This is a genomic window from Mesorhizobium sp. WSM4308 (genome assembly GCF_002294905.1).
Taxonomy (GTDB): Bacteria; Pseudomonadota; Alphaproteobacteria; order Rhizobiales; family Rhizobiaceae; genus Mesorhizobium.
In genome coordinates this window covers 20162-33656 of sequence record NZ_NSFW01000001.1, presented here as the reverse complement: position 1 = coordinate 33656, position 13495 = coordinate 20162, and the positions used below count along the sequence as shown (strand labels likewise).

Annotated in this window: 8 protein-coding genes and 2 pseudogenes; 7 read left to right on the top strand and 3 right to left on the bottom strand. The window is 57.7% G+C overall.

The features are described 5' to 3' along the window. The first annotated feature begins 323 nt into the window (after positions 1-323). The 4 genes and pseudogenes from CK227_RS00155 to CK227_RS00140 form a co-directional block, all read left to right on the top strand. Positions 324-1772: a hypothetical protein gene (locus CK227_RS00155; protein WP_143750476.1), complete on the top strand. Its 1449-nt coding sequence runs from the start codon at positions 324-326 to the stop codon at positions 1770-1772. Positions 1773-1846: 74 nt separating this feature from the next. Next, entirely contained in the window at positions 1847-5341 is a 3495-nt protein-coding gene (locus CK227_RS00150) for a hypothetical protein (RefSeq protein WP_095770976.1), read from the top strand. A gap of 54 nt (positions 5342-5395) precedes the next feature. Then, positions 5396-5956, top strand: a complete 561-nt coding sequence (locus CK227_RS00145) for a DsrE family protein (RefSeq protein ID WP_095770975.1) — start codon at positions 5396-5398, stop codon at positions 5954-5956. 171 nt (positions 5957-6127) lie between these two features. Further along, positions 6128-6546 (top strand): annotated as a pseudogene (locus CK227_RS00140) (transposase); the annotation flags it as partial. On the opposite strand, the pseudogene CK227_RS00135 reads toward CK227_RS00140, so the two are convergent. From CK227_RS00135 to CK227_RS00125, 3 genes and pseudogenes are all read right to left on the bottom strand, one after another. After that, positions 6529-6849, bottom strand: a pseudogene (locus tag CK227_RS00135) (transposase); the annotation flags it as partial. The pseudogenes CK227_RS00140 and CK227_RS00135 sit on opposite strands and share 18 nt — an antisense overlap. Before the next feature lie 164 nt (positions 6850-7013). Further along, entirely contained in the window at positions 7014-7259 is a 246-nt protein-coding gene (locus CK227_RS00130; RefSeq protein WP_095770974.1) for a conjugal transfer protein TraD, read from the bottom strand. Between the two features lies 1 nt (position 7260). Further along, on the bottom strand, positions 7261-7587 hold the full coding sequence (locus CK227_RS00125) for a conjugal transfer protein TraD (protein ID WP_179296368.1): 327 nt from the start codon (positions 7585-7587) through the stop codon (positions 7261-7263). 172 nt (positions 7588-7759) lie between these two features. Between CK227_RS00125 and traA the strand changes: the two genes are divergently transcribed. The 3 genes from traA (at position 7760) to CK227_RS00110 (ending at position 13375) form a co-directional block, all read left to right on the top strand. Then, on the top strand, positions 7760-10807 hold the full coding sequence (traA, locus tag CK227_RS00120; RefSeq protein WP_095770972.1) for a Ti-type conjugative transfer relaxase TraA: 3048 nt from the start codon (positions 7760-7762) through the stop codon (positions 10805-10807). A 128-nt stretch (positions 10808-10935) separates the two neighbouring features. Then, a complete protein-coding gene (locus tag CK227_RS00115; protein WP_095771419.1) occupies positions 10936-11160 on the top strand; it encodes an AlpA family phage regulatory protein in 225 nt (74 codons plus the stop codon). Positions 11161-11725: 565 nt separating this feature from the next. Then, positions 11726-13375: an alpha/beta hydrolase gene (locus tag CK227_RS00110; RefSeq protein ID WP_095770971.1), complete on the top strand. Its 1650-nt coding sequence runs from the start codon at positions 11726-11728 to the stop codon at positions 13373-13375. The last annotated feature ends 120 nt before the right edge of the window (positions 13376-13495 follow it).

Here is a 13495-nt window from a genome sequence, read left to right as displayed (position 1 = left end):
GCTCCTCCGCCTGTACTGCATTTCGGTCAAAACAGAAGTATCACCGCAGGTATATAAGAGAAGGCGAATAAAGTCTGCGCAGACAACGCTGAAACGTGAGATAGATAACTTTGGCTAAGCCGCGTTAATACGAGAAGAAACCTACGAACAGAAGTTTAGTAAAAAATAATCGTGAAATTAACGCCCTCTTAACCGGCACTTTGCGTTGCAAAACCGATCCATGCCGTGGAGATAAAACGTCCAGTTCCATGAGACAAACTGACTAACGGTGTCAGTCCTGGCGTGACAGTCTTCCGACCGCAGATCAGCGGCAGGAGACAAGGATGAGCGGGTTAAACGAGTTGAGCGGCTACGACCTTGTCTACGCGGTCAGCCAGAAGACGATCAATAACCAGTTGGAGCTGCTATCAGCCCTCTCGGTTTTGCCAACCACTTGGAAGGCCGCCGACCCCGATGGATTCTGGTCTATCGACCTTTCGGTCGGAACCCCAACCGTCAACGCAGTGACAGGCAACGCCGGCGCAAGAGCGCTCAACGTCATCTTTCCATTTACCGGAGGAACGATGACCTATTCGAGCCTCGGCCAGGATGCAAACGGCAAGCCTGCCGTCACCAGCAAAACGATCCAGATGAAGGGCTGGGGGCTGAAAGTCACGGTCAATTTGAGCCTTGCGGAAATCGCCCAGGCAGACATCGCCGCACACAAGCTCATTCCCGATGCCGTCAAGCGGCAACTGAAGGCCTTCACCGTCGACATGTACGACATTCGTCATCTGTTTCTCAATTTCGAGGACGCGAATTTGATTGCGGACAGCTACGAGTTCGTTCCTGCCGCTGGTGTAAAGAATGCCGACCTCATCTCGCCCAGCGTGATCACTCAACTGCGCGCCGTGGTGCAGAGCGTGATCGAGACGCTGCGAGGATCAAACAATCCGTTCATCTTCGGCTATATGGCAACGGACAAGAAAGTACCGCCGAAGGACGCCATGTTCGCGCCGACCGGATCCAGCTATTCAATCTATGCCGAAGGCTCGGATCCTGGTCGCAGCAGTCTTAACTTCCTGTCGCAAACGGGAGGACGACCTGTGCCTTCCGATGCTACGTCGGGGCTCTTCGACAGCAACTGGCTCAATTCTGATCAGGTCCAAGGCGCCTATGTGATCGCCGAGCGCCTCGTCATGCAAGTGCTTGTGCCTCCCGTTGCGAAACTCTTCGGGTTTCAGCCGCAGGATTTCAAGCAATCCGACAACACCGTCAAGGCGTATAAATCAGGGAAATCGAACAAATCCACGACCGTTACCTTCACGCCGGTTGCCGGTCAGCCGCGATATTCCTGCCAGATCCGCGTAACGTTCGACCATGACGCTCACGATGGGGCCGGAAGCTATGTTGGATATTCAAGTATCAAGATGTTCTGGAATGCGGATTTCGTTTTTGGCTTAGACGGTGGAAATAACCTGACGCTCAACCTCGAGAACAGCAAAACAAGCCACGACATCAAAGAACATCCGAACTCACTCGGTACGTTCGAGAAAGTAGCGTCCGGCATGGTGGACTCGGCATTGGTAGCGATCACAGGTAGCCCAGAGAGCGCCATTTTCACGCGCATGGAGGCTCTGTCGTGGCCCCAGGCCATCGCGGCGCCACTCCAAGCCAGCGGGATGCATCTGAAGTCGCGCATTGTCCTTGCCGCAGGTTCCGAGTTCTTCTTCAAGGACATCGCCACGACGCCACAGGGCCACCTCAAGATGACGACCACGATCAAGAACTGAGGCGGCCCATCTCAACCGACGACACGTGATTCCCAAAACCTTTCGCGGCAATCCAATCTCGGCAGGAGAGATCGATGATCAATGTCAGCCTCCGTTCTGAAATCATGAAAGACTATGTACCGGGAAGCGAGTTGGCCGGCGACCGGGATATAGCTTCGGCAATGCAGAGGGACGGCACGCTGCTGCTCTTCTCGGTCGGGGTCGATGACCATGTCTACATGCTTACCAAGGCGCCCGGCTCGAGCACGGGATGGGAAAGAACCGATCTCAGCGCGGATCTGCCGACAGGTCTTCGCACTTTGCATCTATGTGCGGCACAAGCAATTGACGGCTCGCCAATCCTGGCAATCGCGACCGCGCCGAAGTCGGGTGCCGAACGCACGGTCTATGTTGCGACGGATTTCACGCCTGCACGAAAGCCGGGCCGCTGGGCCCAGCGCGGCTCATGCGCTGGCAGCGAAATAACCGCGATGACAACCGGCTCGACTGCTGACGGGCATCCGGTTGTCGTGGTGGCCACGGTAAACGCACAACGACAGCTGTCCACGTTCTTCCTCCATTCCGATCCGAGTGGAAAGGAGACCGTCTGGAAGGAGGTTCCGCTGCCGCTCAACGGCAGCGGTGTCCTCGACATGGCGATCGGACACAGTGCCAAGCTGGAGGCCAAAATCCCCGGGCTCGAAGGATTGATCTATACGCTGCTTCGCGTCGACGACGTCACAACAAGACTGATCGTAACCTCGTTTCCCGATTTCAGCATCTACAACCATGTCGTACCGGTCACCATCAGTCCCGTCGCTCTTGCAGCGATCGGTCTGCCTTCAGGCGATACCCAGCTCTTCCTCGGTACCGACAGCCTTTATGGACTGAGCCCCGAGCAGCAAACAACGCAAGACGCCACGAAAGTATCGGAAGCGGCGACGAAAATTGTGTCGATGGGTCCCGACGCTTCTGCTCGGGCAATGTGCGCCGGGCGCCATCCCGACGGTCGGCTCGAAATCTGGTGGCTGAACCAAAACGGTATCCTGTCCTTTGTAGAAGAAAAGCCTGCCGGCGGCTGGGGCCAACCCATTGGCCTGCAAAAGCAGGTTGGGGAAATGACGGCGTGGCGCAACCCGGTGAACGAGATCGATATCTTTACCGTTGACCAGGAACATTCCCTTACGCATCTGTCGCAGGATCAGACGACCACCTTGTGGTCAGCACGGTCGATCCTGCTGCCGGTCACCGAGGATGATCTGACCAAGACCACGCAGTGCAATGCCTATACGACGCAGGTAACGCTGAGCGATGCGGATGGCACGCCTTTGGCCAATCAGACCGTCCGTATTTCGGCCTCGTCGCTCAGCCTCATTGCCGTTGACGGTTCCCATTTCTTCGTCGACCAATCCGGCCAATCTGCCACGATCCAGACCAACGCCCTCGGCATGTTCAGCGTCGCGACCGTGGCAAAGGGGCTTACGACTCCGAAAATCCGGCTTGCCGGCGATTTCATGAAGGAGGTGATCGACTTCGATCCCAAGGCAACCGTTGCAAACCGTCTCAAATCCATCAACGCTGACGATTTACGCGGAGCGACCGTTACCCGCGGAGGGGCAAAGGTGCCGCTGATTCCGGCTCGCCAATCCAGCCAGCTTTCAAACGCGGCGGATGCCCTTCGCCAACTTGTGAAGGTACAATCCCGCCTTACCCAACGTGGAAAGGCGGACGACGTGACCGTGGATGTCGGGGATGCCGGTCCGCAATCATACGACATTCGGCCGGCCGTCAGCACCGTCACAACGTCGCTCGATTTCTCGAATTTGCCAAACGGTACTGTACTCACGCTTCCTGTCGCCGCTGCGCCGTCGGCGCGGCTTGCTGCGCCGCAAGGTATTTTCGATCCAATCGAAGTCAGCTTCGGCGACATCTGGAATGCCATAAGAAGCGGTCTGGTGAAAGTTGCGAACATCGTCATCAAGAAGGTTGATGACGGTCTACGGATCGTCATCAATGGATTGGAGTCAGCTTTCTCGGCCGTGCTGAAATTTGCCGAGCAGGTCTGGGATGTCATCGAGTGGGTTTTCAACCAGATCGGTGCGGTGATCGATGAAATCATCGAGTGGCTGCGCTTTCTGTTTGAATGGGGTGATATTCTCAACACGCATGTCGTAATGCGGAAAATGACGCAGCTTGCTCTCAAGCACTTCGATACCGCCATCGCATCCATTGAAAGCGACGTGGCCGCTGCTCTCGACCAACTGAAGCCAGCCCTGGCCGAGAAGTCCGTGAAATGGCCGGCGAACGGCGTGTCGCATCTGACGATCTCAGCCGTGGCTAAAGGTAGCAAGGCCCCTTCCGTTGCCAAGGACACGAAAACGAGCTGGATCGCGAGCAAGGTCAACCGTCACACGGTCGGTCGAGCGAGTTCCACGTATTCCACGGATTCCGATCTACCTTCGGACTCGATCACAAAAACGCTCGGGGGCATTGGAGAAAACGAAATCAAGGCCATTCAGGCGGCCTACGATGAAATTGTTGTCGATATTGCAAAGAACATCATGCAATTTGATCTCGAAGAGATATTCAAGCGCTTGATTGCCGCCTTCACCGATGCGCTGCTCGATACGACGAAGAACATCATTGCCGTTGTCTGCAGTGTGTCTCAACTCGCGATCAAGGCGATCGACTCGATCTTGAACTCCCCTATCGACATTCCGGTTATCACGTGGCTCTATGAGAAAGTCATCGCACCTGGTAGCACGCTGACCATCCTGGACGTCAGCTGCCTGATCGCTGCAGTCCCGGCGACCGTACTTTGCAAACTTGTGGCAGACAAAGCGCCATTCTCCAGCGCTCAAGCGAAGGCGCTGAGCGGGGCGGATACTCTCGACTCCTTTCAAGCGATCGCGAGCGCGCAGTTCCGTTCCGCCCCGCGCGCTACACAAGCAATCGCGGGCAACAGAGAGGCGTCAGTATCGTGGGAGGTGACAGCCGCTTTTTCGTGTTTGGCGGCGGGATCTCGATTTTTCACAGCACTTTTCTCTGGTATCTCTAGCTACACAAACCTGAAAGATAAACCTTTTAAAAAGGTGAGCCTTAGTATTTTGCTGGTTGCGGCGAAAATTACTACGTGGGGTGTATCGATTATAACCACGTACATGTCGCCAGCCAAAAATATAAACGTATATGGTATTGAGAATGGCGTACTTGGTGTAATTACGTTATCTCTTGTTGTTTCTATCATAGGCGCGTGTAGGCCTGAACTATCGTTACTGTGTTATGTATTAAATACGGTATTGGCTGTAATCGGAGGAATTTTGGTACTAACAAATTTTATCCTAGCAAGCTATGTAGAGAAGGATGTATCCGATACTCAGAGGGGATTAAAATTCGGAATGGTTGAGCCGATGTTATTGGCAATTGCGTTTTATGTTCCATCGGAATTAAGAGAGAGGGGTACATATTCTGCAGCTGCATATTACATACTTAGAACCGCATCTATATTCTGTCTTTCTTCTTCATTTATAATTAACGTCGCGCGTACAGCTCTTTCATATAAAGACGAAAGTCGGTATGTCGACATATGATCCGGGACCGTTCACATTGGGAAACAACAAATTTCTCAACTCTACGGAGGTCCTATGGCGATGAATGAAAATCGTACCCGAGCCAGGCAACGGCTCCGGCTTCGGACATTTCGGATCGACGCGACCGCAGCGACGTTTGCGTTGGCAATGCTGTTCGTCTCTCCTGCCTTCGCAACGGAGCCGGCTGGTCAGGGCGGTCTCACGATCGACATACCGGCAAACATCAAGGAAGCGAAGGTGGTTGTAAATATCAGTCGTCCGGCCTTCGAAGGCGACGAGCCAACGGGACTGTCCTATATCCGCGCGATGACCAGCCGCTTCAAGCAAGATGGCGTCAAGGCGGACATTGTCGCGGTGTTTCATGGTGAATCCGGCTACATGCTTCTCGATGACGACACATATAATCGAGTGCGTAAATGGCAGGACGGCAATCCCTACAAGAAGCAGATCGCGGAATTTCAGAAACTGGGCGTCCAGTTCGAGGAGTGCGGCAAGACGATGGTGGACAATCATTGGGTAAATGCCGACATGCTGCCTGGCGTGAAGATCAACGCCGGTGCAAATTTTCGCGTCATTGAACTTGTGCAGCAGGGTTACACGCAACTGCAGCCGTAGGGCCTAAGCGACGTCACAACCAACTGCGTTTTGCAACAGCGCCAGCCGCAACCGGCGGTGCGGACGGGAAGTGTATGTCTCTGCCTGGAGGAGGCGTTCCTTAGCATGACCTGCCCTAAGAATTTCCTCCATCTGAGATTAGAGTCCGGCCCTTGATCGAGGGACGGACTGATGAAGAGAAAGCGGTTCACGGAAGAGCTGATCATCGCGGTTCTGCGCGAGCATGAGGCGGGTGCGAAGGCGGGCGATCTGGCCCGCAAGCACGGGGTCTCGGAGGCGACGCTGTATAATTGGAAGGCGAAGTATGGCGGGATGGACGTGTCCGACGCCAAGCGGCTGAAGGCGCTGAAAGACGAGAACGCCAAGCTGAAGAAGCTGCTCGCCGATCAGATGCTGGAAGCCTCGGCGTTGCGTGAGCTTCTGTCAAAAAAATGGTAGGGCCCGCCGCCAAGCGCGAAGCCGTTGCGCATCTGCAGGCCGTCATGGGCCTGTCAGAGCGTCGGGCCTGTTCCTTTGTGGGCGCTGATCGCAAGATGATCCGCTACCAGTCCCGGCGTCCGCCCGAGACGGAGCTGCGTGGTCGGCTGCGTCACCGCCTCGCAAATCGCCTCTTTATCAGTGGCGTCATTCTTCTGCCGCTTCACATATGGCTTGACGTAAGACGCCGGCATCAGCCGAACCTCGTGGCCCAGTGCCATTAGAACCCGAGCCCAGTGGTGTCCTGTCGCACAAGCCTCGATACCGATCAGGCACGGCGGCAAAGCCTCGAAGAATCCAACGACATCGTCGCGGCGCAGCTTACGGCGGGTCACGGTTTTGCCAGCAGCATTGATCCCGTGGACCTGGAACAGGTGCTTGGCGATATCCACCCCAATTGTGGTAATCTTCTCCATGGACGGCTCTCCCTCATGTGACTTTCGACAGCCACACTTTGGCACATTGCTATGCCGGGAGCGGAGGCCGTCCACCACATTAGGTCACAGCGTCCACAGTTGGTGCAGCGCGGGCGGCGCTGTTCGGGCTTCACACCGGCCGTCACTCGCGCCGACCAATGCGACTATCGCTTCCCCATTTGCTCTTCGCGCCATTCCCCATCGAACGCCTGTTTCCCCTTCGCGGCCCACAGGTCCCGTGCATCCTCGCCTTCTTGGCCCTGCAGCTTGACGGCCATCCAGAGCAGCGCGCCGTAGATGATAGCGCGATCATCTGCAGTCAGATCGACGATGCCTGCCTTGACGACAAGACCGCCGAGTTCGATCAGATGCCTGGTGCGCTTGCGGCGCTCGACCTGCCAAGTGCGCATGTCATTGCGAGCCCGAGCCGCCTGCCGGCGATTGTGCGCTGCCCGATTGCGTTTGAGCGCCGCGAACGTTGCGCTGAGATGCCGGAGCAGTTCGCCGTGACCTGCTTTCGAAAAACATCACCCCACGCTTTGCCCATGCATCGCGCTTTGCCGTGTCTTTCGTCTCAGTGATTGCAACCAGCGCACCAGCCAGTTCGTCGGTGCCGAGTTGATCGGCGCCGGTAGCGATCACCAGTTCGCCAAGCTGCTGCACCTTCCGTGTTTTGAGTTCTCGCGCCTTGTCGTCCAGCGCCTTCAGTTCCGCGTCAAAGTCCCGTGGTTTACGCATGGCTGTCTCCATCTGACGTCAATGCGGTGATGATAGGGGAGCACCTGCCGGAAGGCTTCAGGGTTGCCGAGACAGGCCGGGACGGGCTGGTCCATCCCGAGATTTTTTCGAGGGAGGGCGCGCTTATACGTCGTGCCGACGTACGCTTTGACGTGCAAATGATTTGGTCGCGATGGCGATCTATCATCTTCACGTTAAGGTCATTGGCCGCAAGGCAGGGAGCAGTGCCGTGGCGTCGGCCGCGTACCGTTCGGCTTCGCGGTTGCGCGATGAGCGGATCGAACGCACGCACGACTTCTCTGGCAAGCGTGGGGTTTTCCATTCCGAGGTGATGCTGCCAGAGAACGCGCCAGACGCCTGGAGCGACCGCGAACGGTTGTGGAACGATGTCGAGGCGTTCGAGGTGCGCAAGGATGCGCAGCTTGCCCGCGAGGTCGAGTTTGCGCTCCCTCGTGAACTCAGCCAGGCGCAAGGCATAGAACTGGCCCGCGACTTTGTGGAAGTCGAGTTTGTCAGCAAGGGCATGGTGGCCGATCTCAATGTGCATTGGGACAGGGCGGAGGATGGCAGCCCCAAGCCGCATGCTCATGTCATGCTCACCATGCGGTCCGTAGACGAGAACGGTTTTGGGTCAAAGGTTCGAGACTGGAATGCTACCCAGCTGGTCGAGCGCTGGCGCGAGCGATGGGCGGAGCTGGCCAATGAGCGCCTGGCCGAACTCGACATCGACGCCCGCATCGATCATCGCAGTCTGGAAGCGCAGGGCATTTCCCTGGAACCGCAAACCCAGATTGGTGCACCGGCTCAACGCATTAAGGGCACAGGCCTTTCCGCTGCCGGCATTGAGGCAGATCGCGCCGAGCTGCATCGCGAGATCGCGCGCAACAATGGTGCGCGCATCATTGCCGATCCATCCGTGGCGCTCGATGCCATCACCCATCAGCAATCGACCTTCACCCGAAAAGACATTGCGAAGTTCTCGCATCGCCACAGCGATGGAGTGGAGCAGTTCAACAAGGTGGTTGCAGCCATCAGCAACGCACCCGATCTGGTCGAACTCGGCAAGGACGGACGCGGCGAAGACCGCTTCACCACAAGGCAGATGATCGACACCGAACAGCGCCTTCACCGCGCTGCGGAACGTATCGATTTGGACGAGCGCCACGCGGTGAGTGACGCACATCGCCAGGCAGCGCTGGCGCGGGCAGCGCAACGCGGTCTTGTCCTTTCGGGCGAGCAGAGCGATGCGCTTGCGCATATCACTGATGGTCGTGGTCTTGGTGTCATCGTCGGCTTTGCCGGAACGGGCAAAAGCGCCATGCTGGGCGTCGCGCGCCAAGCATGGGCAGCGGCGGGCTATGAGGTTCGCGGTGCCGCACTCTCCGGTATCGCGGCCGAGAACCTGGAAGGCGGATCAGGCATCTCGTCACGCACTATTGCCAGTATGGAGCATAGCTGGGGACAGGGCAGGGATCTGCTCACCACGCGCGATGTCATGGTGATCGACGAGGCCGGCATGGTCGGCACGCGCCAGTTGGAGCGCGTGCTCTCCCATGCCGCGGACGTTGGCGCGAAAGTCGTCCTCGTCGGCGATCCGCAGCAGTTGCAGGCAATCGAAGCCGGTGCTGCATTCCGCTCCATTCACGAGCGACATGGCGGCGTCGAAATCGGCCAGGTGCGCCGGCAGCGCGAAGACTGGCAGCGTGACGCCACGCGCGATCTGGCAACCGGCAGGATCGGCGCCGCAATCAGCGCCTATGACGCGCAAGGCATGGTGCATCAGGCAGCGACGCGCGATGAGGCGCGCAGCAATCTTGTCGAGCGCTGGAATCGCGACAGGCAGGCGCATCCCGAGGCAAGCCGGATCATTCTCACCCACACAAACGACGAGGTGCGCGCCCTGAACCATGCAGCGCGCGAGCGTATGCGCGCTGCCGGAGATCTCGGCGACGAGGTTCAGGTGGGTGTGGAACGAGGTGTAAGGGCTTTCGCCAGCGGCGACCGGGTCATGTTCCTCCGCAATGAGCGGTCGCTCGGCGTCAAGAACGGCACGATTGGCGTAATCGAAGAGGTCAGCACACAGAGCATGACGGTTCGGAATGACGATGGCAAATCTGTGCGCTTTGACCTGAAAGACTATGCCCACATCGACCATGGCTATGCCGCGACCATTTACAAGGCGCAGGGCATGACCGTCGACCGCGCGCATGTGATGGCCACGCCAGGAATGGACGCGCATGGCAGCTACGTTGCCCTGTCGCGACATCGCGACAGGATGGACCTGCATTACGGCAGCGATGACTTCAGTACGCGGGAGCGGCTGGACCGTACTCTGTCACGGGATCGCGCTAAGGATATGGCTTCGGATTACGAGCAGATCGACCCGGCGCGGAGCTATGCCGAGCGGCGCGGCATCACGTTCCGTGAGCGCGTGGTCGAGATCGTACGCCGGATCGTTCCGGAGAAGCTGCGCGACAGGATTGGCGAGCTGCTGGACGGATTGCGCTCACCCGGAGACGGCGAGCCTATGCAGGAAGGTGGGCGAAGACCGGAAAGGGAAGATGGTGGGGTGCGGATCGGCGATGCAGGCCCGACGCCCGGCAGAGGAAATCTCGAGACCGGATTGCGGCGCGACACGAATGTGCCGGTGGACGCTGAAACCGCGTTGCGCAGCGCTCGTACGAAGGCGCTTGTCCGTCACGCGTGCGCTATCGACGCGATCCTCAGTACTGGAAATGCGGATGGCCAGGGCAGTCTGGAGCAGATGCAAGAACTGAAGGATGCTCGTAGCGCGTTCGAGAAGGTGCGGCCGTATGGCTGGCGAGATGCCGAAGCGGCTTATGTGAAAAATCCCGAACTTGTCCGCGAGGCGGGGGCCGGACGTGTCAGCCGCATCGTGCTTGCTCTCCAGCTTGAAACGGAAATCCGCACCGGGATGGACATCGATCCCGGCCGCCGGGCCGACCGTTTCGTGGAGCGTTGGCAAAAACTCGACCGGACCAGCCAGGACCAATACCAGGCCGGTGACATGTCGGGCTACAAGTCAACGCGCACAACAATGTCTGACATGGCCAAGAGCCTCGAACGCGATCCTCAACTTGAGTCCCTTCTGTCAAACCGCAAACACGAGCTTGGCATCAACGTGGATTCGGGTCGCCGCTTGGGCGCGGAACTCGCATTCAGCCATGGCATCGGCAGGGGGCGAGGCATTGGGATCTAAGGCATGCCGATTTGCCGCCGTTTCCACTCCGCAACCGGCTGGGGCGACAAACCTGATTGCGTCCAGCATTCGGTCCGTCCTGTGTGTCCCAGCAGATACAGCAACCACCAGTGGGGTGCAGGCAAACTATGCCCGAGCCGGATCGAATTATACGCCTCAAAACCGTCCTTGCCAGGACTGGCTTGTCCCGTTCAACCATCTATCGCAAGATCGCCGAAGGCACGTTCCCGGCTCAGATCAAGATCAGTGTCAATGGGGCGGGGTGGCGGGAGTCCGACATCAATCGGTGGGTCGCTGATCCAGCCTCATGGCACACCAGCGCATCACGAAAAAACATCGACCAGTGGCGGTGAAGTCGCAGGTTGCTGTCAACGTTGAACACTCCTCTCTGAGGCAAGTTCAATGACTGGGAATGGGCCGCAAGCGGACTGTCTGCCTTGCGACGGACGCAGCGCAAAGCGGTCGCTCAGCTCACACCCGACGGTCCGAATGGTCATAGGCTTATCGCGCCGCGATGACTTTCCGTTTCAAGAAGAGGCCGACCCTCCATAGACGCAGGAGCACCAGGGTGCCCACACGGGTCTGCGCATGTTGTCGAGATGCCATGAACGCTGCGCGATGAGCTTCTTGTTGTTCCAGGTAGCATGCAAGTGCAAGGTCATAACGTGACGCTCGAATGTCGCCGGGGGGCTGTTCTACCGTTGACGATCCCCTGGATTGAATGGGCCAATCGGAAAGGCTGGGGCCAAGCATAGCGTTTCCCTTGCCAAGTGTTGATTTGAGAGCCTCTCCTATGGCCGTGAGGGATGCGTACGAAGAACTGTGATTGGTTCGTGAAAAGCGCCTGTCCAGACAGATTGCAGTTGAAGTCGCAGCAGGTCCGGGGAACAATCGAATGTCCAACATGGCTTGCGAACGGTGGCGCAAACACAACTTCTGTTATTCGGCGGCTTCACTCTTGCTGGAGGCGGGTTTGCCAATGCAGCGCTGAGCCGCAAAGCGCGTGGTTTGGTAACTTATCTAGCGCTCAATCCTGGACAGTCCCATTCGCGCGAGAAACTCGCCGCGCTTCTATGGGGCGATACTGGGGAGCCGCAGGCGCGGATGAGCCTTAGACAGGCCCTGTCGGCGATCAGGAAGGCGTTGCCATCGGTCGACGACCGACGCCTCTTGGCAGACGGCGACAATGTCACCCTCAAGCTCGACGATCTTGAGATCGATGTGGCACGGTTCGAGCGCCTAGCGTCAGGTGCAGACCACGAGCAGCTTGAACAAGCCGTTGTTGTCTATCGCGGTGACTTGCTCGATGGCTTCGCCCTGAAGGAAGAACCGTTCAACGACTGGCTCAGGGTGGAACGAGAGAGATTGAGGACGATTTGGATCGGCGTTCTGGAAAAACTTCTGCATCACTACTCGGTTGAGAACAATCTGGCCGCTTATGTCGAGGCAGCGAGGCGCCTAATCGGGTCGGATCCACTCAGGGAAGACATTCACCGAGGCCTCATGCAAATCTATGCCCGCCAAGGCCGATTGAACATGGCACTGAAGCAGTATGCCCAAATCCGCGAGGTCCTTCGCAAGCACCTCCAGGTGGAACCGGAGAAGGAGACGCGTGAGCTGAACGACAGGCTCCGTGCTAGCCGCTCGGTAACGTCCAAAGCGAATTCAACAACGTTGTTGGAACCCGCGGCAGGCCTTGTCGATAGTCCGATGCCAGCCTCGCTGCGCCCAGGAACGCACTATGTAAAGTCGGGCGGGGTCAGCGTTGCCTATCAGGTAACCGGTGGAGGGCCGTTCGACCTCGTCTACGTACAGGGCTGGGTTTCCAACCTCGACTATGCTTGGGAATCTCCGCGGCTAGCGCACGTGCTGCGCCGACTGGGGTCATTTTGTCGGCTGGTCCGCATCGACAAGAGAGGCACTGGGCTTTCTGATCGCAACGTGGGCTTTCCAACGCTGCAAGAGCGGGCGGACGATGTACGGGCGGTACTCGATACAATCGGATCGCGACGGGCGGTCTTGTTCGGCAGTTCCGAAGGCGGCGTCCTTTGCATGCTTTTTGCGGCGACCTATCCCGAGCGAACCGAGGCACTCATTCTTCACGGTGCTTACGCTCAGGGATTGTGGTCACCTGACTATCCTTGGGCAAAGACTAGAGAGGACATGGAAGAAGAATTGGCCGAAATCGAACGCAAGTGGGGAGAGCCTTGGGATTTGGGACGAGGGGCGCCGAGCTTGGCGAACGATACCCACGAGCAACAATGGTTCGCAGCCTATCTGAGAAGTTCGGCGTCTCCCTCCGATGCCATCGCATTGTGGCGCTGGGGCGCAGAAGTCGATGTTCGCAATATCCTCCACGCGATTCATGTGCCCACTCTCATCCTGCAGAGGAAAGGCGATCGATGGATCAAGGTAGAAGAAGCGCTTTACCTGTCCGAGCACATTGCTGGCGCCACGCTCATTGAGCTTCCGGGAGATGACCACCTGATCTGGGGTGCCGATTCGGACCGTCTAGTCGACGCAATCCAACACTATCTCGCCGTGAAGTTTCCGACGAAGGCCAGCTAAGGCTGCAAGGCTGGCTTGTCTTTTTCCTGCTTGTAGAAATGAACGATCTAGACGCCTTCTCCGTCGCAAGAAACCGACAGGCCATTGTTTCACTCGTCTCAGTTCATTCCGCACTTATGA